Consider the following 25,282-nt stretch of genomic DNA (forward strand, 5'->3'; position numbering starts at 1 on the left):
AATACAATCATTCAGCTTACAGAATAAGATGTTTTTGTTTGCATAATTATCAGTAAATCAGTTTTTTTTATTCTATTTGAAACTCTGTTGATTGCAGCTCATACTTTGGAGCCAGCTATTATTTGGAGATTATGGAAATAAAAATTTTTCCACCATTGAGTGCTGGGCCTGCCCATTAAGAAAAGTGCTTAAATGAGCTGAAGATGCGGTCTGATCTGCATGGTTACAATATCACACCTTTTGGGCTGGGAAAGACAAAATAATGTACTCATTGCAATATCATACGCCTCAAGCATCTCTAATTTTTCGATTTTTTCTTCTTGTTCGGCCTTAGTGTCCGGCTGCATATCACTTGTAACGGCTCCCGGCTCAATTAAAGAAACTTTAATGCCCAATGGGTTTAATTCCTTACGAAGCGAAGTGCTAAAACCTCTAATGGCAGATTTTGTTGCTACATAAATGGTGCTTTTTGCTTCTTTGCTTTCTGCGCTCATCGACCCGATATTAATAATATGTCCTGATTTTTGCTGTTTCATCCTTAAGGCCGCTTCCTGTGCAAATGCCAGATATCCTGTAATATTGGTGTCTATGATGTATTTGTACTCATCATAACTTTCCTTGGTTATTCCCGGAGCTGCAAGTGCCGCATTATTGATCAGAATGTCAATACCGCCAAGTTCTGTGTCTGCTATTTTTAAGATTTTCTGTATGTCTTCTTTTTTAGTAACGTCGGCAGGAGTACCGTAAACCTCACTGCCGGGAAATTGTTTTTGAATATCAGCAACGGCATCTTTAAAATCCTTCTCATCTCTGCCAAAAATCAGCACCCTGCCTCCCAGCGATACCAAAACATCGGCGATTGCTTTTCCTATTCCGGTTGTTCCTCCTGTTATTACTATTCTTTTACCTTTAATATTCTGTCCAAAGTAATTTGTCAATTTTTCCATTATATATCTTTTATAAAGTGATTATTATTAGTTATCCTGAAGCTTTAATTCAATATTACCATTGAATTTTAATTGTGCCCCGACCTGAAATTTTATATTCATGTATTTCTGCCTTTTTATGAAAAGCCTTTTGTAGTTCCTTATCCTGAAAAACAGTCATTTTAATGCTGCTCTGGCCCAATTTTAGAATTTTCAAATTGCAGTACATTTCCTTATCGCCGTCAAGGTTTATAGTGATTGATTTTCCTCTCTTACTTTGGCGGGTAATGGGATAGTCAATAAAAATTAAAAAGTCTTCATCGATTTTGATGTATTGTCTCGGTACAACGCCAAATGCCATTCCGGCACCATAGACTTCCTGCCCGACCTGGCCGCTTTTTTCCCAGCCGTTGTACAGGTCTTCTAATGGAATCCATAAGTCACGCTGCAACTCACCAGTTTTTACTTCATCAGAAAGCATTTCTTTCGGAAGTAAAGGCGGGTAATAATAGGCAATCCTATTGACGGCATATTTAACAAATTCAGGAATCAGCGTTTTTACAGCAGGCAGCAGCTCTACATCTTCCGCTTTAATTAAATATTCTGATAAAGCGGCGTATACTTCCAGCTCTTCATATGCAGCAGTATAAGGCGCATCATTGAGAGGAAATATCGAAAAGAAATTGGTGTAATTTTTTCCAAATCCATACCTGCAGTCATACAGCTGTACATTTTTAAAGAGTCCGGCAAGACAGATATAACTCAGATCGAGATACATTTTTTTCTTGGTAATTTTATACAATTCTAGTAGGGCACCGGCAGCAAAGGCAGTATTATTGGCCTGGTATAAAATAGAAACGCCGAGATCTTCCAGTTTTTTTGCCGCTCTTTCAGCTTCGTTTAAATAGCGTTTTTCCTTTGTGAGCTTATAAACTAAAAGCATTAAATGAGCATAGGAGCCCGGGACGTCATTTTCCCCTCCGGCGCCGGGGGCAGTTTCTTTTTTTATAATTTCCAGTGTTTCCATATTATAAAATACAGGCCATTTATAATTAAAATGATGCGCGGTCCTGATTACATAATCAACGGAATCCAATAGAAGTTTCTCTGCTGTTTTATTGCCTTGGAGCGCCAGTCTCGCCAGATTCATCAGCGGGTGATGAAGGTACCAGGAATCCATCACCATTTCTTTTTTCTGTTCTTCAGAACCATCCAGCTGATCAGCAAGGGCAGGAAGCCAGCGGTTTATACATTTTATTTTGGGATCGTAAAAAGCAGGAAGTCCTTTAATCAAATCTTCGCAAACCGGCTGTTTCTCGCCGCTCCATTTTTCATATTCTTTAAAAGGAGTTAGTACAGCAAGCTGAACCATACTTTCAGCGGGAGTTTCATAATCGCATAAGTAAGCATTGAGGTAAGGAATTCCGCTTTTTTGAGTCCATGAACCCTTATTATTAGTTAAGTCGGCAATTACCTTTTTTGCAATATCCGGCCAGTTGTTATATTCAATTGCGGGTTGTTCTAATACCTTATATATTTTTACAAGATTATTTAAAAAGTGTTCACAAATGGCCGTTGGTTTATTTACAACTTCCGTTTCTAATATGACATAGGCGTCTGACAGGATAAAAGCTTTACCTGCAGGCAGAGGCAGTTTATCAGTGGCAGGAAGCTGAAAACCAAGTTCGGGCCATTTTCCCCCGACTGTATTTTTAGATTCAGTTTGGGTAGCCTCACAATATTCCGACAATGAAGTAAGATTTTGGAAATAAAAAAACGATCCTGTTTTAGGCTTTGTTATGCTGGCAAATAATAGTCCGGAGCGGGAACCAAATTGTTCCATATGAATTGTTCCTGCAGTATTTTCGACACTTCCATTTTGTGTCAGCGGAATTATATCACGAGGCCAAAACGGCATCATCAATGGAACAACGGCCGTAAATGACGTGGTGTAGTGTAAAACAGGTGTTACAGTATCCGGAAAATTAATACGGACTTCATAGCTCCCAAGTCTTGAATTTAAAATAATAACAATGCTATCTTGATCATCAAACAAATTTGATACCTCAAAACAGCTGTTCATAGCAAAGGCAGTACGAAAAGCTATTTTTCCACTATTTGGCATTATAACAGCAATCCAGAGCGAATCACCTGTGTTATAAAGCTGGTAAGTAAAAGAACTAATTTTTCTTTCTAAAAGGATCTCACTATTCTCAATATCTGCCTGAGCAGTCGCGCTCCAGGGTGTAACTGTATGCATAATGATATTTTTTAGTTAGTTATATAATAGCGTGTAAGCGAGTAAGAAATAAAACATGAGCCATGCATTTCAATCTTTTAGCAAGCTCACAGTTATTATTAAAGATAAATGCCCACTATCATCGTACCGAAGGAGATAAGCATAAAATAAATGAATAATCCGTATCTGTGTAAAAATGGCTTCATATTAAATTGATTTACAACAAATTTCAGAAGGTTAACTAATTTTTTCTTTACATAATTTATATAACATTTTATAAGATTTTGCCTAAAGCATATTTATATTAGTTTTTTAGAAAAAAGACTTTTTTAATCTAAGCGATGCAAGGTTTGAATACTATAAGAAATTGCTTAAAACCTATAAAGTCTTAAGATATAGGCTGTTGTAATTTTGGCATTTAACCTTAAAAAAAACATTATGAAAACTGCGATAAAAAAAACGACCGCTTCAAAAAGCAAATCAGGCAACACAGGTACTGCTGCCAATAAAACAACAACAGCTAAAGCAACTGCTAAAACAACATCTAAAACCACAGCCAAAGGAACAGTAAAAGCAAAACCTTCTGCTGCTGAAGGACTAAGAGAATTGTTTGTAGACTCATTAAAAGATATCTACTGGGCTGAGAAAGCATTGGTTAAAGCACTTCCAAAAATGGCAAAAAATGCCACATCTCAAAATCTAATTACTGCAATAAACGATCATTTAGCTGTAACAGAGAAACAAGTAGCCAGACTTGAAGAAGTTTTTAAATCTGTAGGTGAAAAAGCAGCAGCTAAAAAGTGTGATGCTATGGAAGGACTTATAAAAGAGGGCGAAAGCATTATCGAGGAAACAGAATCAGGACCGGTAAGAGATGCCGGAATTATTGCCGCATCTCAAAAAATTGAGCACTATGAAATTGCTACTTATGGTACACTGGCGGCTTTTGCAACGACTTTGGGAGAAGATGATGCGGTACTTTTGCTTGAAAAAACACTTGCTGAAGAAAAAGAAGCGGATGTTTTATTAACTGAAGCGGCTTATAATACGATCAATTTTGATGCGAAAGAGGAAGATCAAAAATAATTTCAATCGCAAATCCCAGATTTGATTTGAAATAAAGAGCCTGTACTATTTTTAATAGTACAGGTTTTTTTGTACCGATAAAAATCCAGTCTTATCCTTATAATTATTGGCAGCAGTATTCTTTATTGTTTAGCTGTAGATTCATGTTGTATTTGTAAGAATTAGGAATTATTGTATAAGATTAATCGTTTAATTTACAGTTACTTAGTTTTCTGATAATTTTAAAAAAAACTATTATGAAAGCAGCAGTTATACACGGACCGGGTTCTGTTAAATACGATACGGTAGAAGATCCGAAAATCAATGCACAGGATGATATTATTTTAAAGGTTACTTCTACGGCGATCTGCGGATCAGATCTGCATATTTATTCCGGGGCCATGCCGACTTCTCCAATGGTTCTGGGCCACGAATTTATGGGAATAGTAGAGGAGACAGGAGCAGCAGTTACCCATTTAAAAAGAGGAGACCGGGTAGTGGTTCCTTTTCCAATTGCATGTGGAAACTGTTTTTTCTGCAATCATGATGTTCCGGGAAATTGCGAACATAGTAATCCTGAGCATTATGGACCTGAGGGAGGAATAGTGACTGAAAAAGGAGGAGCGCTTTTTGGCTATACTGATCTTTACGGAGGTTATGATGGGGGACAAGCACAATATGTACGGGTTCCATATGCCAATTATGGACCGCGTGTGGTGCCTGAAAACCTTACGGATGAGCAGGTGCTTTTTCTTACCGATATTTTTCCTACCGGATATACAGGAGTGGACTGGGGTGAAGTAAAAGGAGGAGAGACCGTTGCTATTTTTGGCTCTGGCCCCGTAGGGATCATGGCCGCTAAAAGTGCATGGCTTAGGGGCGCATCGCAGGTGATAATAGTAGATACTCTTCAGTATCGTCTTGATAAAGTAAGGGTTTCTACGGGAGCCACTACTATTTTATGGGATGATCCAAAAGACGTAGTTGAACAGATCAGAGCCCTTACTAAAGGCCGTGGTGCGGATGTGTGTATCGATGCAGTAGGATTTGAACCAGAGAGAAGTCTGACCGATAAAATCAAAGCCACTATCAATTTTGAAAAAGGTTCCATTAAAGTATTAGAAGCTTGTATGAGCGCTGTCAGACGAAGCGGTATTGTTTCTGTTCTGGGTGTTTATCCTGTCAATTATGATAATTTTCCGCTGGGACAGTTTTTTGATAAGGGTATAATTTTAAAAGGCGGACAGGCTCCTGCGCATAAACATATCGATAAACTTTTACAATACGTGATAGAGGGTAAAGTTCAGCTTGATGACATTATTACCCACAGGCTTCCGCTTTCTGAAATTTCACATGCTTATGATATTTTCAATAAGAAGGAAGATGGCTGTGTTAAGGTAGTTCTTGATCCATGGAAATAAGCGGCTATAATATCGCGCATTAATTTTTTTATAATATAATTGAAATATTATTAATGAAAAACCTGCACACTGTGCAGGTTTTTTATTTTAAATAGTACATGTTTTTTATATTATAAATTTCCACATTATTGCTTCATGGATTACCGTAAGTCTCAAGTATTTCTGTCACGATTCGCATCGATGCTGCCTCGCAGAAATCCAAACCTGAATAATCGGGGTTAAGGCCGCCCATATAAGGAACAGCCATCATATAAATATTTTTGTTGTAGGCTCCGTACTGGTCAATAATCTGAAAATTATCATTGACTGCAATTCCGGGAACCTGCATAAAATAGTCGCCCTGCTCGTCTTTTTCAATTATAGGGCTGTTTTTATTAAATGCTGTGAATCCTTCTTCGGATGATTTAAATTTTAATCGTGCCGAGCTGACAGCCTTCTGGGAGAGCAGACCCTGAAAAGGAAAATCATTATACGAGAGATGAGGCTGACCCACGCAGTCAATAAATGTTTTGTAATAAACAGACTGCTGTATATTATCATTATCAGTAAATTTATAAAGTATGCCGCCGTTATTTTGAGGCTCTACAGTGCTTTCGGCTCCTACAGGAACCAGATCCAGTACTCCGGCCTGATGAAGTGCCAAAAGTTCAGAACAAGATTTCTGGGGTACAAAAGCAATTATGATCGAAATAAGCGGCATGAGTACTTTCTGCAGACGCTGCATATCTTCGGCTGATAAATATTTTGCGGGATGATTCACTGCAAAACTAAGTACAGCAAGCATTTCTTTCCAATAAATAGATTCCTGTCTTTTAATGGATTTTTCTGCCTGCTTAAATTCTGCCCTTAACAGCTGAAAAGGGTCCAGCCGTTCACGCAGCTCCATCATTTCAGCCACAAAATCTTCAATTGTAAATCCTTTAATCTGCTGATAAAATTCGGGATCCCTCTCTCTGAAGATTTCTTTAAAATCCTTTTCAAAGAGAAAGTCAAGTGATAAAAAACCATCATTATTTTTTCTGTGCGTATCAATTTCTTCTGCTGTGAGCAGGGAGCTGTTGGAAAGATGGGAGTCTTCAAGGTGAAAACGCACTGCCGGAAGCATCCCGCTTCTGGAATGCATGATAATTTTAAAAGCATCATTTTCGGCCAGCGGCTCAAAAAAGAGGCTGCCATCTGCTGATTCTTCAAAATTACCGTTATGTCTGGCAAGTGTTCTTATAGCGTCAATTGCAGTAAGGGAAGAACCCTTTACAGCAATGGGATGATTAAGCCGTTGTGCCAGTTTTTGAGGAGGGTAAGGAGCATCATAATATCCCGGTATGGTACCTTCATAACGTACAGGCCATTTGTGTCCGGTGCAAATTACTACGTAATCAAATTCCTGGCTTTCACTATGAGCTGCTTCAATATTTACAACTTGTTTTGCTGAATTCCAAATGACATCAGTAACCGTGCTGTTTAAATGAACCTTTGTGACAATACCGGCTTTTGCTCCTGCTTGCTGAAGAAGTTCAAACTGTCCGCTGAGATAATAGCCAAAAAGAAGGCGCGGTACTACTTTATATTCATTAAAGCGCTCCGGATCAATTTTAAATCTTTCCAGTAAATCTGAAGGTGCAGTTTTAATCCATTCTGCCATAGCATTCACAATTACAGGTATTTCATTATCCGACACATTGGTAACATGTTCATCATTGGCGCCTTCAATGCTGTATGGCATTCCCGATCCAAGTTCTGCTTTTCTTTCAAAAATATCAATATCAAAATCATTTCTTCCTGATTCTATTAATCTCTTATAGACAAACAGCCCGCTTGGACCTCCGCCGAGAATGGCAATTCGTTTTTTTATTTTTTCAATATCCATTGGTAATTGTATTTATTGCTGAGAATTTAAGAGACTTCCTTTAGGTTATTGCGCGATGGATTCAATTTATGTATATCTGCATCGAGCTCAATTTCTATTGCTGCTGAGCGGGAACCAGAACTGAATCCATAAATTTTCCAGTTATAACGGTTCCTTGTTCGTCCTCCCACTGTGTTATGACATTTTCTATCAAATCGGGTTCAAAACCGATTACTTTCATTACAGGTCCGCCAAATTCCTGTTTTACATCTTGTCCTTTTTTAAATATTGTGCTCATAATGATAGGTTTAATGCAGAGACAGTCTTAAAAATAACTTTGGCTCTTGCGGTTTTGATTTATATTGTCTGTAAATATTAATAGGGCTTATTAGATTTTATTTTTTCAAAAATCAGCGAAGCGGTTTTGTCTGCTGCCTGCTGCAGGATTTCATGCGGACTGCCGGTGAAAACCTCTCTGTGATTTATGGTTCCCATAGGTGTAATTATAGAGAGAAATATTGTACCGACAGGTTTTTCCTCGTTTTCACTTCCTCCTGGAGTGGTAAGACCTGTCAGGGCAACGGTAATATCGGAATTAAATATAACAGCAGCGCGTTCTGCAAGTGCACTGGTCACTTCTGCTGATTCAGGCGTATAGGTCTCTATAAGATCGTGTGGCACGAGCATGATTTCTTCTTTTACAAATACTTCGTAACACACAATCCCGCCTCTTAAAATTTGTCCTGAGACAGGAGACAAAGAAAATTCAAAACTTAATTTTCCAGCTGATGCGCTTTCTGCAAAGGCAATGTTCCAGCCTTTGGCTGCTATGGCTTCGCTGCATTTGATTATAATTTCAGATGTCATACTTATTTGTCTATATTATTATTCTCCAGCAGGACTAATGTTAAGAAGTGTTTATAAACGGCAGGCAGTCTGTTGTATTGTAAAAATGTTTTCATGCCAGCTCTATTAACTAACCAAATTTCAGAAAACAGTTGTTTTATTTTGTTATATCTTTTGCTCTATTACTTATAAAATTAATTCGTACCAATTATCTATTATCCTGACGGAAAATATTAAGTAATGCTTTGTTATGCCGGAAAATCACGCAAATATGGATATGATAAGTGTAATTTCATCATAGAAATATGATGCTTTATCAATGTAGTAAACTAATGTTGAAATTTTAAAAGAAATTTATCTAAGAAAATGATTCAAAAAAAATTAAGTTTACTGAATAGTTCTCAATAATTTATAAGTAGCAAATGCATGAATTTTAATTGCCAATTTTTTAAGTTTTTTCTACTATGGCAATTTTTTTTTCATCTTGTATAAAAGATCAAGCACAAGATATTGAAAATCTAAAATCTCAATAATTATTCTAATTACAAGAAGATTGACCATGAAAAAACAAACCTATATCATTATCCTATTTTTTTTTATTAGTCTAATTCAAGCACAAAAAAATAGTCAAGATTATTTTACATTAAAGGGTGTTTTAAAAAATAACTACAAAGGTTATTTATACGTTTCTTATGATGATAAAAAAGATAGTTGTTTAGTAAAAAACAATAAATTTTCTTTCAAAGGCAATATACAAGGTAACATGACAAATGTATTTTTCTGGTTGACAGGAAAACCTTGTATAATGAAAAAAGAATTTTTTATCGAAAATAAAAACGTTAAAATCAACTTAGCTTTTTACGAAGAAATCCAAAACAAGGATACGACAGTTTTTTTTCATGCAACTTCAATTGTGGGTACAAAAACAGCTTTAATACAGGCCGATTATGAAAGATTTGCTGCTAGTAATTTATTTGCTAAAGATAGGCATCAAAAGTTATACAGAAAGCTCAACACAATGGCAGTTAAAAACCCCAAAAATTATTATGTGGGGAATTTAATAGAGGAAATGTGTTGGGATAGTACCTTGGATAAAAATCAATTAAAAAAAATATATAGTAAATTAGATAAAAAAAATCAACGAAAAGGAACTATTTATATTATAGAAAAAAAACTGTATCCTAAAAACGACATAAATGTAAACGATATGGTTTATGATTTTGAATTGCCGGATGAAAACAATACTGTATTTAAAACAGTATCTTTAAAAGGGAAATGGTATCTTATAGATTTTTGGGCAACCTATTGTAGTATCTGTATCGCTGCATTTCCTAAATTACAAAAGATTCACGATTTATATAAAGACAGGAATTTTGAGATTTTAGCAGTTTCCGTTGATAAAGATTTGCAACAATGGCAAAATTTCTTGAAAATGAATGATCTAAAATGGAAAAATTTGATTGAAAAAAGAGGTATTGACAATAGCGAAGCTGTAAAAAAATACATTTCTTTTACCCCATCAAATTTTTTAATTAACCCCGAAGGTAAAATAGTTGCAAGGAATATTAGTCCCGAAGATTTAGAAAAATTACTCAAAAAAAAATTAAAATAATCCTAAACAATGACCGAGAATTTCCTTTTCCAGTATTTGAAAAGGTAAGACATCTTTATTGATAAAAATGAGTTTTTGTTTCAAATACAATCATATCACGATAACCATTTTATGAATAATATAAAGAAATTGCCTTATTTTCAAGTGAATTTGTAAGATAATTATTTTGTATTTTATAATAGAGCGGTTAGTATGGATCGGTAGGAGTTAAATACTTAGAAAGTGAAGAATCAATTTTTAAATATGTTTTTTGAACAAAAATTTTTAATCCTATGTAAATGTATATTTTTTGAATTTTTGCATTATCAAAAACTAAAAATAAAAAGATATTTTGAAAAATATTAATGTAAAATTTAGCAAGTATCAAGATATCAATTTAACAACTCTTTACTCTAAACTTAATTCTTAAGCATTAATTTTAATCCTATTCTTTCAAGACTTTCAATCATATTTGAAACAACATTTTCAGTAAGAATATAACTTGAAATCATACCTTTAATTTTAAGTGCCGTATTTGGTTCCAATTCAATCAGTTTTACCAGGTATTTTTTTGCTTCAACATCTTCATTTAAGAATGATAAAGAGACAGATTTGAGTAGCGGATCCCAGAAAGTTTCTGCGCAATCCATTTTTTCTGCCCAGAAAAAAGCATTTTTATAATCTCCTTTGTAGATGTAATAATAACAGTAACCTATATTTATCCACCATGGATAAATGGGGTTTGTACGAATCGCATCGTCCATTATTTGGAAACCTGTTTCAAAGTATCCGGCAAAGATTAAAAGGCAGCCAACTCCTGAAACCATGCCAGAAGAATGGGAATTAATAGCTATGCATTTTTCTGCATAAATAAGACAAGCTTCCGGGTCTCTCCTAAATAAATTAACCCATGTTAAGGCATACATCGCATGCTGGCAGTCGGGATCAATTTTAATAGATCTCATTAGACAGCTGTATGCCTCTGAAATTGTATTCGCATCATCATCAATCCCAAGCGCTATTCCATCCAGATAAAATTCTCCAAGCATTGCCCAGCTTACAGCATGGTTTGGGTGAAGTTTAACAGCAGTTTTTAAGGCATTTAGCGCATTTTGGTAATTTTCGTTAGAATATCCTCGTTGATATTGGTAATATGCGTATACTCCTTTCCAAATGCTTGAATTGTCGGATATTTTTGAAGGATGAGTTTTTATTACTTCTTTAAAGATTATACCATAATAACCGCCCATTGCAGAAACAACGTTTTGAACAATCCAGTTTTGTATATTCATAATATCTTCAAAACTATCATATTCAAAAGATTTTGTCAATATATAATGGCCTGTCAATGCGTTTAAGAGATTTATTCTTATTAGCAGTTTTTCTTTATGGCATTTCAGGCTGCCTGTCATAACAAAGTCTGCACCTATAAGCTTTGCAGCTTCAAGAGTATTCTGATTGATTTTAAAAAGTATTTCTGAAGAAAAATTTCCTATCACCGAAATATCTTGAAAACGAGAAAGTTCGGCGCTTAATTCTTCACAGATTAATAGCGAGAAAACATCTAGATCATGTTTCTCGGTTATAGTTTTAAAGGGAAAAATAGCTATCACTGGATTTGCAATGTCATGAGAAGAGACAGCGGGGTTTTCAGTTCCTTTATGTATAAATTGAGGTATATAGCAGCCTTTTGGAATAACAATTCTTATGGAATTATTCCTTCCTTCGCGATTATAAAATTCATCTAAGAATCGGCGCAGCCTTCCGGCATGAATACGGACTACCGAGTCATCATGAGAATTAAAATCCTGCGATCTATTCAGAACATTTACAGCAATAGAATATTCTTTTATTAAATGTTGCTTTTCATTTATGGTTTCTGTTACAATATGTTTTAAAAAACGGCTTAAGATAGGGGAATTTTTTAAAGCAGAATAATTTAAAACAGATTCCAGTTCGGTATAGATCTGATCTTGAGTAATTTTTTTTACAGCCTCCATATATAAGTTACATATAGTTAATAAATCATTTAACGGCTTGTAGAAAAATAAAAATCAAAATTAAATTGATTTAATTTATTATATAACTTTTTGTAAGATTTTAACTTTTATTTGTAGGTTTTAACTTTCTTTTTACCGTGAAATTTAACCCCTTTTAACGTCATTTGACGCAAATAAATAATTCTATCTATCTACATTTGGTTGATATTCAATGTAAAAGATGTCAAATGTCAATTCCTTTAGCCTTACAAAATGAAAAATTTGCAAACTGCCAAGAATCCATTAAGATTCTGTATCTGGTAGATGATAATTTTAGATGTATGTGTGATGACTATAATATTACTAAAGAAAATGTAGAATTTTTTAAGCAAAAAACCGAGGAAGATTTTCAATGCAGAATGGAATATGAAACTCTATCAATAGAATTAGAGGAAGAAATTCTCCGGTATATAGCAGAAAGAACAGATCAATAAACTGAATATTATGAATTTAATATTAAGCAGTAATATTTTTATTAACCCCTAATTTTAAATCTGATGAAAAAAATTGTAAAAGGCATTTTGGGAGCATTACTTTTAATACTATTACTTTCAGGCTGCGATCAAAGAAGCTTTGAAGTTTTTGAAAACGATACGCAGCAAACTCTATCTGCTGATAAAATTCCTGCAATTGCTAAGCAAAAAGGAGAGTGGGTAGTCATTACTGAAGGGCAGGGAAAAAGCGGTGAGAAAGTAGCCAGTTCCTGGTATCTTCTGCGTTTTCGCGAAGACAGTACAGTTAAACTTATATGGACAATGCCAGCGCATTATGCAAGAGAAAGGCTAAACTATACTCAAGTCGGCAATATCATAACTATTAACGGATCGGCTGAAGCTCCACAGATCAATGGAGTTCAATTTAAAATTGTAGACAGCGAATCAATGACGGCAAGTATACCAGGAGCTGGAGGCGGTGAATTAACATTTACACATCGTAGTATTGGCTGGCCTTATATTCATTTCTTATTGCTTTTTGTCGGGCTTGCATTAGTTTATATGGCTTGGAGAAAATGGAAATGGTTTACTCCAATTGTAGCTGGTGTCGGGGTCGTTATATTAGCGGTTTACTGGATAAATACACTGGATAATATGCCTTTGTTCCGCTGGGTAAAAAATTTAACATTGGTCTTTACGATTTGGATTTTTTGGTTGGCGAGACATACTTCACTTACTAAATATGTCTGGATGCGCTTTTTATGTGCGGCAATATTAGGAATCAATATTTTTGAAGCCTGCGAAGTAGATTTTCATTCCGGCTACCTGCCAAATATACTTAACGGAGCAGCAGGAATTTTCAGCATACTTGCCATGACACGATGGAGAGGAATAGGACCAAACCGCCAGCCTTCTAAAGATTTGATATGGGCAGGTCAGCCGGAACTTTGGATCATTGCTTATGATATTTGGAATATTACTTTCTCCTATCTCAATTTTAATGAATACACTTCCAATAGTATTGCACTTAATTTAACAGCGACATTTTTGGCCTTATGGATTCCGGGCACATGGGTTTCTACGCGAGGAACTACTCTGGGATTCTTTTATTTCTACCTTTTTTCGTTCAGTGTATTTGTTATGGAAAAAAGTTTTGTACCAATTCCAATCAGCAACACCAGTGCAATTGTTATTGCTTCTATAAGTTTTGTTGCCAATTTTGTTGTCTGTGCTTTAGTCTGGCGATGGAAAATATTCAAAAAAGGACCTGTATGGCCGAGTTTTGGGCAATATCGACATGCAGAACATGCTATGTCGGGACTGAATGATTCGATTCACGTAGACCTTGATAAATTTCCCGCAATGGCAGATTATCCTCCATTGAAAGAAAATGAAAATCCTGTTCATAGCTAAAGAATTCAAAGAATGTCATTATGAAAAATAGATATAAAATACTAATAATTTGTTTTTTGGCCTCCAGTCTTGTTTTCGGTCAGGAAAGTGATGAAGAACTGGCTAAGAAACTTTCTAATCCAATAGCGTCTTTAATCAGTGTCCCATTTCAAAACAATACAGATTATGGAATAGGTCCAAATAAAGGAAACCGTAATACGATGAATTTTCAGCCTGTGGTACCAATTAGTATTAGTGAAAACTGGAATATGATTGGAAGAATTATTCTGCCAATAGTGACCCAGAATAATATTACGTCTTTGGGAGCTAAAGAAAGTGGATTAAGTGATGCAGTTTTAAGCGCTTTTTTTAGTCCTAAAAATTCTAAAAATGGTATAACGTGGGGGGCAGGTCCGGTTTTTTTAATCCCTACTGGTACAGATGATTTTTTAACTACTAAAAAATTTGGTATTGGTCCAACAGGAGTTATTTTAAAACAAAGCGGCGGATGGACTTACGGAGCTTTGGCAAATCAAATTTGGAGCGTGGCGGGAAGCGACGACCGCCCGGATGTTAATCAACTGTTCCTTCAGCCATTTTTCACCTATAATTGGAAAAGTGGAGCCGGGTTGGGAGCTACTATGGAAATGACCCAAAACTGGGAAGCAAGTACCACTACAATCTGGCTGACACCAACGGTAAGCGGATTGACAAGCATTGGAAAACAAAAAGTTTCCCTTATTATAGGACCAAGATTTAATCTTGCTGCACCAGATGGCAATAAAGCAGACTGGGGCTGGCGTGCTGTTGTTATTTTTATTTTTCCGAAGTAATAAACAGATTGAACTTAGGCTGAAAGATTATAATTAATAACGGATAAAAACCCTGATGTCATGAAAAATAATGCTGTAAACAAACAAAATTTTAGTGTTCATAAATATCTAACTGTTATTTTTTTCTTGTCTTTAATGCCACAGGGAATTTATGCTCATGCATCCGGTGAAGCACTAGACGGAATAGCAGAAGCTATGAGCTGGGTAGTTTTAGTTATTGCACCAATAATTGGGATAGGAGTTTTTTTGATGATCCATATTTTGCCTGAGAAAATAGCGGAGAAAAGAAAACATCCTCAGGCAGAAGCCATAAAAACATTATGTCTGCTTTCATTATTTTTCGGAGGATTGTTGTGGCCGTTAGCCTGGCTTTGGGCGTATTCAAAACCTGTTCTTTATAAAATGGCATACAAAACAGATCAGGGAGATTATCACGAACAGACGATGAAAGATTTGGCCGACGAAAAAGCGGCAGAAAAGGCAGCAGAAAGAGAAAAAGAAGGTCTGGAATAGAAGCGGATTTATTGGATTTTAAATTTTAATTCACATCTTATGGAAATATTATTATTAGCAATTTACGGTGTATTTGTCTGGCTCATTTTCTTTAAATTTAAATGGCTGCCATGGAATACGGTCACTCAGGTAATTTCCATCGCTATTCCTGTTGTGTTTTTAAGCCTTTTGATTTTGTTCTTGAATCTTTTCGCTCCTTCCTCTCATGATGTCCGTGTGATTAATTATACCGTGGAGATTGTTCCCACAGTCTCCGGGCAGGTTATTGATGTTCCGGTTGAACCCAATACCCATGTAAAAAAAGGAGAAGTGCTATTTAAAATTGATCCGGTTCCTTTTCAGAATAAAATTAATAATCTTGAAGCCAGACTTCCTTCATTAGAAGCTAAAATTGTTACTGCAAAAGCCTATGACCGGGAACTGGAAGCACAATTACAGTCTGCTGAAAATACGATTGGAGTTGTAAACGCTAAATACCAGCTGGCTTTAAAAAGAGTAGATCAGACTAAAGCGCTTGCAGGTGCAGGTGCAGGAACAAAATTTGATTATGAGCAGGCGCAGGCTGATCTGCAGGATCTGGAATCACAGATTGGTGTTTCAAAAGCACAGAAATCAGCAATCATGCAGCGTATGTCAGCAAAAGCAGGTTCTGGAGAACTTTCAGAAATAGCACAGGCAAGAGCAGATTTAGAAGAAGTAAAATCTCAGATAAAAGATGCTAAATGGCAGCTTTCGCAGACTGTTTTTTATGCACCGGCAGACGGACGTGTGATCAACCTCCAGCTTAGAAAAGGTTCTATGGCAGTGCAGCTTCCGTTGAAACCAGTTATGAGTTTTGTCGAAGATGAACAGTGGGTTATTGCGTTTTATGAACAGAACGAATTAAGATATGCCAAAAGGGGCAACGAAGCGGAAGTTGCTTTAAAACCTTATCCTAATCAGATCATAAAATGTGAGGTGGACAACATTGTTTGGGCAACAGGGCAAGGGCAGATACCTATGAGCGGACTTGTTCCTCAGACAGGAGCTGAAGCACCACCGGAAGGCCGTTTTGCAGTGCGCCTGAAAGTAGCAGATAAGGATAAAAGCTTATTTCTTGCACCTGGTGCTATGGGCCAAGGGGCTATATATACTGATAGCGGAAAAGCTATTCAATTAGTAAGAAAGGTTATTCTCAGGGTAGGCACAAAATTGGACTGGCTTATTCTTAAACTACACTAATACGAATGAGAGCATATCAAACATATTATTCAAGAATTAGAAGCAGGAAGAGCGCTTTGATTATCAGCTTTATTCTTGCAGTTTTGTTATACAGCTGTAAAGTGAAAACGCCGCCTGACAGAAATGAACTTCAAAGGGAGGCTTTAATCAATTTTAATCTGCCTTCAAACTGGAAATCTGTAAAATATAATACATCTGATGCTTCGGCTGTTCAAAATAACTGGATTTCTTTTTTTAATGATTCCCAATTAGATTCTGTTGTAGCAGAGGCAATAAGATATAATGTGGATCTAAGGATCAGCAGTGCAAGAATTGAACAGGCCTCAGGCTATGTAAAAGCATCACAGGCTGCACTGCGTCCCGCAGTAAGTTTATTAGGAAGATCAAGCACCAAAATGGGGGATGATTTGAATTCAGGACTAAGCGGTGCCTTATTTTCTGCTTCCTGGGAAATTGATATTTGGGGAAAATTACGAAATGCAAGAAATGCTAATCAAGCATTGTTAGAGGCAACACAAAATGATTATGAGTTTGCTAAATTATCAATTTCTGCCGCAGTTGTCCGAAATTATTACTTAGCATCAGAAACTTATCTTGAAAGTCAGCTGGCAGATCAAATGGTTGATGCTTCTGAGAAAATTTTAGCATTAGCCCAAAAAAGACACGAAATTGGAATAGGAACAGAAATAGATATAGAAGCAGCAAATACAAATCTAAGCGCAGTAAAAGACGGTCAGCTGCAGTTGGCACTAGCATATTCGAACCAATTAAGAGCATTGGAGATTTTGTTGGGAAGATATCCGTCGGCAGAAATTCAGGTTAAAAATGAATTAATTGAAATTAAAAGTGCCATACCAGCAGGAATTCCTCTGCAGATTTTAGAAAACAGACCAGATATCATTGCGGCAGAAAAAAGATTTGCAGCAGCATTTCATAGAGTAGAGGAGTCTAAACTGGCTCGTCTGCCTAATTTAAAACTTACAGGAAGTTTTGGTGCGATTACAAGTGAAGTCATTCAGTTAAAACCAAGTTTTTCTAATCCTATTGGAGGAGTTGGAGCAACTTTTGCACAGCCTCTTTATCTAGGAGGTGCTTTAAATGCAAATATTGAGATCAGAACTGCAGAACAAAAAATAGCTGTTGCAGAATATGCACGCTCGGTGTTTAATGCAATAGTTGATGTCGAGAATGCTCTTGATGCAATACAGAGTTTGGAAGTTAGAGAGAAACTTTTGCTAGAATCGGTTAACAGCAGTCAGAAATCATTTCAATTAGAACAGAAGCTTTTTGAAGTAGGTAAAGCTGATTTACGAAGCGTATCTAAACAGCAGATTGATTTATTCGCTGCGCAGATTAATCTTTTAAGAATTCGCAGTGAAAAAATCACACAACGCATAAATCTTTTTCTTGCATTGGGAGGAAATAGTTGAAATTATAATCTTTTAAATGAAATTATGAAGCCTACAAAGAATCTTTTTTTTGTTTCTGGATGGAAGAAAAAGTACATGTCACCTGATTTTGCATAAGTAAAATAATGATCTAAAATAAAAAAAAGAGACTCGAACGTCTCTTTGTGAAATTATAGATCTTCTATAAATAAATTATTTATTTATTAATTTTTCAAGCCTCATCATCATTTCATCTTTCTCTTTCAACATACGCTCGTACAAAGCAATTTTTTCTTCGTGCAATTTTAGCACTTGGTCTATAGGATTAAATGTACAAGTGTCATTATTTTGATACCCAATTGAACCGTTGTCAAATGTATTAGAAATAATATTTATTGCCTGCTCCTCATCAAAATTTTGAAAAGCTTCAACAGGAATTTTTAATACAGCAGAGATTTGTTTGAGCAGATTATCTTCAATTACATCTTTCTGCTCCAGTAAAGAAATTTTCTTTTGATTCCATTCTTCTCCCAGATCATAAGCTAATGCTTCCTGCTTTATGTTAAGCATTTCTCTGAAACGTTTTACGTTTTTACCCTGATGTATTTTCTGTTCCATAGCGAATGTCAATTTTTCTAAAGGCTCAAAGATAAAACCATTTTTTTGAATTAAAACCTAGCGTTTCAAAAATTAAAAAAAAATCCCATTTCGTTAGAAATGGGGTTTTAGTTTTTTGTGACCGTTACTGAACAATTTACAAACCATTTTATGAATGATTTAAAGAAATTAGCCTATTTTCAACTGAATTTATAAGATAATTATTTTGATTTTCGATTAGTTGGCGGTTTGCATGTATCGTAAGGTTTAACGTTAAAATATTTTAAACAATGGTGATTTTAATTTATAAATAAGGATTAGTTTTGAATATATAACCCGGTATTTAAGTGAAGAATTTAGATCAGTTTTAGCAAAATTAAATAATTCCTATTTCTATCTTTTGGCCTATCAATTTACAACCGCATCAGTTTGAATATTTATTTTGTTTGAAACCTTGTCTTTAACAATACTGGGTATCTCAATATTAAAATCATTTGAATCTACAGTAAAATTAGATAAAATATTAATTCCAGTTCCTGACTTGCGTATTCTTGCTGTAGTTTTTATATCCTTTGATTTTCCGTGAAGTTCCAGTTTTCCTTTTATGGTAAAAACCTTAAAATCTGTAGTTAGGCTGTTAAAATCAAATCCTTCTATTTTTCCTTTAAATATTGCTTTTGGATATTGGTCACTTTCTATATAATTTTCATTAAAATGTTCTTCCATTAAAGCAACCTTAAATTGAAAACCTTTCATAAGGGCTAAACTCGCAATTTCTCCTGTTGCAGGATTCAAAACAAAAGTAACATTCTTATTTACTGCCTTGACTTCTTCAAAAGAAGGAACAGAAGCTTCAAAAGTAACTTTCCCTGATTTGCTAATCATTTTTTCTTGTGAAAAACTAATAGCGCAAACACATAACATTGCAATAAGTATGATTTTTTTCATTATTCTGTCTTTTATTTTTTTTATAAAATCATTCTGTTTTGTTCGGCTTTTATTTTAAAACCGCAATTATTTGAATTTTGACTTTATTATCCAGTTTATATTTAATAAGCGACGGAATTGGAATACTAAAATCACTTGCATTTACTTCAAAATCAGAAATAAAAGTAATTCGGGAACCTGATCTTGTAATTTTTGCATCGGCATTTATATCCTTAGATTTTCCATGTACTTCTAATTTTCCTTTTATAGTGTAATCTTTATAATCTTCAGTTAGATTTTTAATGTCAAAATCTTCAATTTGTCCTCTAAAAATAGCTTTCGGATACTTATCGGTTTCCATATAATTTTCATTAAAATGTTCTTCCATTAATGCCATTTCAAACTCGAATCCTTTCATTAAAGCCAGACTTGCTACTTCTCCTGTTACGGGATTCAAAACAAAAGTTACATTGCTGTTAGTTCCCGCAACCGGCTGAAAAGAAGGAACTGAAGCTTCCAGAGTTATTGTTGCAGATTTAGTTACTATTTTTTCTTGCGAAAAAACAATAAAAGAAGCCAATATCATTGGCATTATTATGATTTTCTTCATGTTGCTGTTATAGATTATTTTTCTAATAATCCATCTTGATTCCATTTATTTATAATGTCGATAGTAGCTTGAGGCAATCTTGGTCCACCTTGCGGCATTAAGGAACTATCTCCATTTTCTAAAGAAATTCGTGTAAGCAATCCTCGGTTTAAAACTGCATTTTTCACCTGTTCATAAGTAACTAAAGACATTGGCGCGCCATTTTTAGGAACTGCGGCATGGCATACAACACAGTTATTATCAATAATAGATTTTACATTTTGGTTGTATGTTGCCAAACCATTAATTGGTGTAGAGTCAATTAAAGTACTTGGATCATCGTTGGCACAACTTACAAAAATTGATGCTAATGATGAGATGGCGAAAAGGGTTTTTAAATTCATAAGATTGGTTTTTAGTTATAAATAAATGCATGATTTTTTTAAGAATCATCAGGCATTTCAAAATCATATACGTTGAAAAGAATAATACAGATTTGGCAAGAGGCATATTTAATGTTTTAAATCCAATAGGTATTTTTTAACGTAGATAATTTGAAATACTAAAAACCAGTTATGAAAAAAAAAATACTAATTACAATTTCCATTTTTATAATAATCGGAATTTCGGCGTACCTCTACATCTACAAAGGGCATAGAGATATAGAATCAGAAACTGCCGATTATGTTGTAACCGTTAACGAACTAGAAAGAGAGTTTACTTCAAACGATAGTCTGGCTTACATCAAATATCAGGACAAAACAATTGAATTATCTGCACGAGTAACAAGTATTGATAAAGCCAGTAATGGAATTGTTATGAGCGAAAAAATATTTGTCACATTCAAAAAACCTTTGCCGCAAAATATTATATCTGGGAAAAATATCAAGATTAAAGGGCGTTTTTTAGGATATGACGAACTGCTCCAGGAATTTAAAATAGACCAATCTTCAGTTGTACACTAATACAAATAACAATTTAAAACTAACCTCATGAAAAACTTTATTCTATTATTTTTTTTATTTCCGCTCTTAACCTTCTCCCAAACCGATTTGTTGTCTGGAGTAGAAACTCCTTCTGCAAAAGAAAAAGTGACTTCTGCATTCAAAGCCTTAAAAATCGTTAATCTTGAGTCTACAAAATTGGCCGCAAAAGGAGATTTGTATTTTGTTGTTGCACACCGATTTGGTTCTATTAAAGATGGTTTTGAAGGTTTCTACGGACTGGATAATGCCAATACACAAATAAAATTTATTTACGGTTTAACAAATGGACTCAACGTAAGTGCTGCCAGAAGTGAATTTGCTTATGACTTTGCAACAAAATATATGTTGTTCCCTCAAATAAAAGATGGTTTCCCAGTTACTATTGCCGGGTTTAATAGTTTGTCTATTAATAACACGTTAAAAGAAAGTCTGTATCCGAAACTTCAATTTAAAGACAGACTTACTTATGTAGCGCAGCTGCTGATTTCCAGAAAATTTTCTGAAAAACTGTCTTTAGAGATTGTGCCGTCATTCTTTCATCAAAATTTTGTTGAAGATGTAGATCAAAGCAATACTCAATATGCCATAGGATTTGGAGGTAGATATAAATTCGCTAAACGCTGGTCTTTAAATATGGATTATGCGGCGCATTTAAACAGAGCACCAAATTCTCTTTATAAAAATCCATTATCTATAGGTTTTGATTTGGAAACTGGCGGACATGTTTTTCAAATGCATTTTACCAGTTCACAAGCAATTGATGAAGCCGGATATCTTGGAAGAACTACTGGCGACTGGACAAAAGGAGATATATTTTTTGGATTTAATCTTGCCAGAGTTTTCTAGTATCTCCTTTATAATTAAATTATTAGGTAATTTCTGTATTTAAAACGATTCTAAATTAATCGATTTGCAATTATTTATAAAACCGCAACGATAAAGTAAACGTAGATAATTTTAAAACCATAAAAATTATGAAAACTAATAAAATAATCAAAAAAGGACTTTTTATACTGATCGGAATATTTGGGTTATTTATCGCCATTTTACTTTTTCACATTATAACAGCAAAACCACCCGTTTATGATACTCCAAATCTACAAGTAAGCAGAATCGATTTTAAATCAGATATCGATTCTCTGCAAGCCAGACAAATCTGTGCCGACTTAAGAAGTATAAAAGGTCTGACATCTGACTCTATTATCGTTAAAAGAAATGTTGTGGTGTATTTCCACAATAATAAAATTACAAACTCTGAGAAAGTTTTCAATGAGTTGATGTCTAAAAGAAACTATGATGCTAAGCGTTATATTTTACCGGCAAATTTAGCAAACAAAGAAGTCTGCCCAATGGATCAAAACAGTTTGAGCTATAAATTATCTCAAAAAATAAACCGTTTTTTTAATTAACCCTTTAATACCTTAATTTATGAAAATTTATTCAAAACTTACACTTAGTGTATTACTTGCTGCATCTGCAGCTATGATTTCCTGCAGCAGTAATGATGACGAAACCCCAGAACCTCCTGTAAAGGCATCAATCTATGAACGCTTAGGTGGAACTAAAATGGTTTCTGATCCAGATAACTCCGGTCAAATGATTGAACAGGGACGTTTGAGTTTCCGTAAAGTGGTAAATTCAACTATTGGATTAATTGTTGCTGATATTCAATCTAATGCTTCGGGGAATTTACAAGCACATTTTGCTCCTTTATTAGCAGAAACCGGAACTACTCAGTCTACTAATATTGCTAAACTGTCCGATAATCTGACTGATTTCTTTTCTTATAATACTGGTGGTACAAATGCGGTAAATACATATTCCGGTTTGAACATGGTTGCTGCTCATGATCCTGCAAAAAATCCTCGTATGGGAACAAAATCCAGTAGTGCAGATTATACAAAATTTGAAGGATATGTTGGAGCTGCAGCAAATGCAAATGGTGTTGCTTCAAATACAGAACTTTATACAGACATTGTTGCTGTTTTAGAATCATTGAGAACTCCTATAGTTCAAAAATAATTTTCTTATCAAAACGCTGTCTGAAAAGGGCAGCGTTTTATATTTCAATATCATTTTAAAATATATAAATATTTTTGAAAAACTGTTATTGTTATAATATCAGGAAATTATATAAAATCGCCGGTTTGAATCAATTTGTTCCACAGCGATATAAAAAGCACTTTTAGCGCTGTTGTATAAATTAGCAAGTAATAATTTTTGAACTTTTTAAGGAACCCCATAAATATGGAAAATTTTAATATGTCCAGATCCACCACTTTTTACGCATTAGGGTTAAGTTACAAGAAAGCAGATGCAGTTATAAGAGGAAAATTTAGTCTAGACACTAAAGCACAATCTGATTTATTATTACAAGCTAAAGCAGAAGGTATAGAATCTTTGATTGTTACTTCTACTTGTAATAGAACTGAAATTTATGGTTTTGCCCATCATCCTTATGAGTTAATCAAATTACTTTGCGAAAACAGCAATGGTTCTGTAGAAGAATTTCAGGAAGTTGCTTATATATATAAAAATGAAGAAGCTGTTAACCATATGTTTCGGGTAGGAACAGGTTTAGACAGTCAGATTTTGGGAGATTTTGAAATTATCAGCCAAATTAAAATCGCTTTTAATAATAGTAAACAGGAAGGTTTGGTAAATACTTTTCTGGATCGTTTAGTAAATACTGTTATTCAAGCGAGTAAAAAAGTTAAAACGGAAACTAAAATTTCTTCTGGTGCAACATCCGTTTCTTTTGCATCAGTACAATATATAATCCGAAATGTAGCAGATATTGGAAATAAAAATATTTTGTTATTTGGAACAGGAAAAATAGGAAGAAATACTTGTGAAAACTTAGTAAAACATACTAAAAACAGTCATATTGCTCTTATAAACAGAACAAAAAATAAGGCCGAATTATTGGCTGGAAAACTAAATGTTATTGTAAAAGATTATGCCAATTTACAAGAAGAATTACAGCAGGCAGATGTGCTGGTTGTGGCGACTGGAGCGCAAAATCCAACTATTGACAAAACATCTCTAAATTTACAGAAACCTTTATTAATCTTAGACTTATCCATTCCAAGAAATGTAGATACTAATGTAGAAGAAATATCAGGAGTAACTTTAATACATCTGGATTATTTATCTCAAATTACTGATGATACGCTGGAAAGAAGAAAACAACATATTCCTGCTGCAGAAGCTATTATTGACGATATGAAATTAGAATTTAATACGTGGATAAATGGTCGTAAATGTGCACCAACTATTCATGCATTAAAATCCAAACTAAATGACATTGTATCGGCTGAATTTGCTTTTCAAAAAAAGAAAACAACCAATTTTGATGATGTTCAGATTGATTTAATCAGTTCCAGAATTATTCAAAAATTAACAAACCATTTTGCAAGTCATTTAAAAAATGAAAATACGTCAGTAGATCAAAGTATCGAATTTATTGAAAAAGTATTTCAAATAGGACATCTCGCAACTAAAAAGCCAGCATCACCAGTAGAAGAAAAATACAAAATCAATCTCTCATAAATACTTAATTAACTACAGTTTCGAACCTATACGATGTCTCTGAAACAAGCTATAAAAAAATAGAACCCGCCAGCGGCGCTGCATGCTTCGACGGGTCTGTCCATAAACATAATCTTCCAAAAAATGTTTACTTAATTTTGCATAGGAGTAATGAATTCCTTATTGGTTAAAGTTAGATTAATTAATTTAATGACAATTTACACGATTATTAATTAATTTTATAATTACCTTGTTTACTATAAATAATCTGAGATCATTAATCCATCTTATAAAAAAGAAGTAAACCATTTTTTTTGCTTCTGTGAATAAGGTTTTATGGATTATATTTTAAAATATGACGTAATGGCTGCTCTTTGAAGATAAAAAAGAGGCTCCCAAAAGCCTCTTTTAAATTAATGTTTACCATTTCCTTTTCCCTTGCCATTTCCATTATGGTTTCCATTATCATGGTGGCTTTTATCTTTATTGTTTCCTTTTCCTGGCTTTTGTCCTATTGTTTTTTGAGGTTTTCCTTTATACCCTTTTCCGTATTTTACTTTGTGAGATTTAAAGTTGTCGTAAGGTCTGTCTCCTCTGTAATCAGTCAGTACTACTTTGTATTCATTATAAAGATCATAGTTTCTATAGGCTGAAGGCAGTGATCTGGTTCTAACCCATTGTCCGTTATTTAAATAAACATAATTTGACGTGCTTACGTCATAATAAGTTTCAAGATCCGGCAGATAATAATAACGAACATCTGAATAACCGGCAGGTCCCCATGCAGGAGGTGTTCCTATATTCACATTTACTGATACCTGAGCCTGAGTGTAACTAAATGAAAGGAATAAAATTCCGATCAAAAAATATTTTAAAGTTTTCATGATTTTACTTTTTA

The 25,282-nt window shown here is 34.5% G+C and carries 25 protein-coding genes; 14 read left to right on the forward strand and 11 right to left on the reverse strand.

The window, feature by feature from the left end; all coding sequences use genetic code 11:
* Window positions 1-188 precede the first annotated feature (188 nt).
* Complete coding sequence (locus APR43_RS01220; RefSeq protein ID WP_053471220.1) at window positions 189-947, reverse strand: SDR family oxidoreductase; 759 nt, start codon at window positions 945-947, stop codon at window positions 189-191.
* Window positions 948-1,002: 55 nt separating this feature from the next.
* The gene (locus APR43_RS01225; RefSeq protein ID WP_053471221.1) at window positions 1,003-3,186 is read right to left on the reverse strand and encodes a hypothetical protein; all 2,184 of its coding nucleotides are present in this window, start codon (window positions 3,184-3,186) and stop codon (window positions 1,003-1,005) included.
* A gap of 417 nt (window positions 3,187-3,603) precedes the next feature.
* On the opposite strand from APR43_RS01225, the gene APR43_RS01230 reads away from it, so the two are divergent.
* Complete coding sequence (locus APR43_RS01230) at window positions 3,604-4,251, forward strand: ferritin-like domain-containing protein (protein ID WP_053471222.1); 648 nt, start codon at window positions 3,604-3,606, stop codon at window positions 4,249-4,251.
* A gap of 236 nt (window positions 4,252-4,487) precedes the next feature.
* Window positions 4,488-5,651: a zinc-dependent alcohol dehydrogenase gene (locus APR43_RS01235; RefSeq protein ID WP_053471223.1), complete on the forward strand. Its 1,164-nt coding sequence runs from the start codon at window positions 4,488-4,490 to the stop codon at window positions 5,649-5,651.
* A gap of 133 nt (window positions 5,652-5,784) precedes the next feature.
* On the opposite strand, the gene APR43_RS01240 is transcribed toward APR43_RS01235, so the two are convergent.
* The 3 genes from APR43_RS01240 to APR43_RS01250 form a co-directional block, all read right to left on the reverse strand.
* Window positions 5,785-7,518: an FAD/NAD(P)-binding protein gene (locus tag APR43_RS01240; protein WP_053471224.1), complete on the reverse strand. Its 1,734-nt coding sequence runs from the start codon at window positions 7,516-7,518 to the stop codon at window positions 5,785-5,787.
* A gap of 94 nt (window positions 7,519-7,612) precedes the next feature.
* Entirely contained in the window at window positions 7,613-7,795 is a 183-nt protein-coding gene (locus APR43_RS01245) for a hypothetical protein (RefSeq protein WP_053471225.1), read from the reverse strand.
* A 77-nt stretch (window positions 7,796-7,872) separates the two neighbouring features.
* Window positions 7,873-8,364, reverse strand: a complete 492-nt coding sequence (locus APR43_RS01250; protein WP_053471226.1) for a CinA family protein — start codon at window positions 8,362-8,364, stop codon at window positions 7,873-7,875.
* Window positions 8,365-8,902: 538 nt separating this feature from the next.
* Here APR43_RS01250 and APR43_RS01255 point away from each other — a divergent pair.
* Window positions 8,903-9,955, forward strand: coding sequence for a TlpA disulfide reductase family protein (locus APR43_RS01255; RefSeq protein WP_053471227.1), 1,053 nt, complete (start codon window positions 8,903-8,905; stop codon window positions 9,953-9,955).
* Window positions 9,956-10,353: 398 nt separating this feature from the next.
* On the opposite strand, the gene APR43_RS01265 is transcribed toward APR43_RS01255, so the two are convergent.
* A complete protein-coding gene (locus tag APR43_RS01265; RefSeq protein WP_053471229.1) occupies window positions 10,354-11,934 on the reverse strand; it encodes a tetratricopeptide repeat protein in 1,581 nt (526 codons plus the stop codon).
* Window positions 11,935-12,161: 227 nt separating this feature from the next.
* Here APR43_RS01265 and APR43_RS01270 point away from each other — a divergent pair, with 227 nt between their 5' ends.
* The 6 genes from APR43_RS01270 to APR43_RS01295 all read left to right on the forward strand — a co-directional run bounded on the left by APR43_RS01270 (window position 12,162) and on the right by APR43_RS01295 (window position 17,796).
* Window positions 12,162-12,407 carry a hypothetical protein gene (locus APR43_RS01270; RefSeq protein ID WP_053471230.1) on the forward strand — a complete coding sequence of 82 codons (246 nt, stop codon included), beginning with the start codon at window positions 12,162-12,164 and terminating at the stop codon, window positions 12,405-12,407.
* Between the two features lie 63 nt (window positions 12,408-12,470).
* Window positions 12,471-13,820, forward strand: coding sequence for a DUF5692 family protein (locus tag APR43_RS01275; RefSeq protein ID WP_053471231.1), 1,350 nt, complete (start codon window positions 12,471-12,473; stop codon window positions 13,818-13,820).
* A 20-nt stretch (window positions 13,821-13,840) separates the two neighbouring features.
* Entirely contained in the window at window positions 13,841-14,632 is a 792-nt protein-coding gene (locus APR43_RS01280; protein WP_053471232.1) for a hypothetical protein, read from the forward strand.
* Between the two features lie 60 nt (window positions 14,633-14,692).
* Window positions 14,693-15,145 carry a DUF3302 domain-containing protein gene (locus tag APR43_RS01285; protein WP_240514909.1) on the forward strand — a complete coding sequence of 151 codons (453 nt, stop codon included), beginning with the start codon at window positions 14,693-14,695 and terminating at the stop codon, window positions 15,143-15,145.
* 216 nt (window positions 15,146-15,361) lie between these two features.
* Window positions 15,362-16,366, forward strand: coding sequence for an HlyD family secretion protein (locus APR43_RS01290; RefSeq protein WP_205720321.1), 1,005 nt, complete (start codon window positions 15,362-15,364; stop codon window positions 16,364-16,366).
* Window positions 16,367-16,371: 5 nt separating this feature from the next.
* Entirely contained in the window at window positions 16,372-17,796 is a 1,425-nt protein-coding gene (locus APR43_RS01295) for an efflux transporter outer membrane subunit (protein WP_082356395.1), read from the forward strand.
* Between the two features lie 171 nt (window positions 17,797-17,967).
* Here the strand turns inward: APR43_RS01295 and APR43_RS01300 are convergent, their stop codons facing one another.
* The 4 genes from APR43_RS01300 to APR43_RS01315 all read right to left on the reverse strand — a co-directional run bounded on the left by APR43_RS01300 (window position 17,968) and on the right by APR43_RS01315 (window position 20,271).
* On the reverse strand, window positions 17,968-18,372 hold the full coding sequence (locus tag APR43_RS01300; protein ID WP_053471235.1) for a helix-turn-helix domain-containing protein: 405 nt from the start codon (window positions 18,370-18,372) through the stop codon (window positions 17,968-17,970).
* Between the two features lie 387 nt (window positions 18,373-18,759).
* The gene (locus tag APR43_RS01305; RefSeq protein WP_053471236.1) at window positions 18,760-19,299 is read right to left on the reverse strand and encodes a YceI family protein; all 540 of its coding nucleotides are present in this window, start codon (window positions 19,297-19,299) and stop codon (window positions 18,760-18,762) included.
* Window positions 19,300-19,348: 49 nt separating this feature from the next.
* Window positions 19,349-19,888: a YceI family protein gene (locus APR43_RS01310; RefSeq protein ID WP_082356405.1), complete on the reverse strand. Its 540-nt coding sequence runs from the start codon at window positions 19,886-19,888 to the stop codon at window positions 19,349-19,351.
* A gap of 14 nt (window positions 19,889-19,902) precedes the next feature.
* The gene (locus tag APR43_RS01315) at window positions 19,903-20,271 is read right to left on the reverse strand and encodes a hypothetical protein (RefSeq protein WP_053471238.1); all 369 of its coding nucleotides are present in this window, start codon (window positions 20,269-20,271) and stop codon (window positions 19,903-19,905) included.
* Window positions 20,272-20,442: 171 nt separating this feature from the next.
* Here APR43_RS01315 and APR43_RS01320 point away from each other — a divergent pair, with 171 nt between their 5' ends.
* From APR43_RS01320 to hemA, 5 genes are all read left to right on the forward strand, one after another.
* Complete coding sequence (locus APR43_RS01320) at window positions 20,443-20,832, forward strand: OB-fold protein (RefSeq protein WP_053471239.1); 390 nt, start codon at window positions 20,443-20,445, stop codon at window positions 20,830-20,832.
* A 27-nt stretch (window positions 20,833-20,859) separates the two neighbouring features.
* Complete coding sequence (locus tag APR43_RS01325) at window positions 20,860-21,699, forward strand: DUF5777 family beta-barrel protein (protein ID WP_053471240.1); 840 nt, start codon at window positions 20,860-20,862, stop codon at window positions 21,697-21,699.
* 128 nt (window positions 21,700-21,827) lie between these two features.
* Complete coding sequence (locus APR43_RS01330) at window positions 21,828-22,262, forward strand: hypothetical protein (RefSeq protein ID WP_053471241.1); 435 nt, start codon at window positions 21,828-21,830, stop codon at window positions 22,260-22,262.
* A gap of 19 nt (window positions 22,263-22,281) precedes the next feature.
* A complete protein-coding gene (locus tag APR43_RS01335; protein WP_053471242.1) occupies window positions 22,282-22,875 on the forward strand; it encodes a hypothetical protein in 594 nt (197 codons plus the stop codon).
* Between the two features lie 225 nt (window positions 22,876-23,100).
* Window positions 23,101-24,405, forward strand: a complete 1,305-nt coding sequence (gene hemA, locus APR43_RS01340; RefSeq protein ID WP_053471243.1) for a glutamyl-tRNA reductase — start codon at window positions 23,101-23,103, stop codon at window positions 24,403-24,405.
* 392 nt (window positions 24,406-24,797) lie between these two features.
* Here hemA and APR43_RS01345 read toward each other — a convergent pair whose 3' ends face one another.
* On the reverse strand, window positions 24,798-25,268 hold the full coding sequence (locus APR43_RS01345) for a hypothetical protein (RefSeq protein ID WP_053471244.1): 471 nt from the start codon (window positions 25,266-25,268) through the stop codon (window positions 24,798-24,800).
* Between the last annotated feature and the right edge of the window lie 14 nt (window positions 25,269-25,282).

The organism is Flavobacterium sp. NLM (assembly GCF_002210235.1).
Classification (GTDB): domain Bacteria; phylum Bacteroidota; class Bacteroidia; order Flavobacteriales; family Flavobacteriaceae; genus Flavobacterium; species Flavobacterium panici.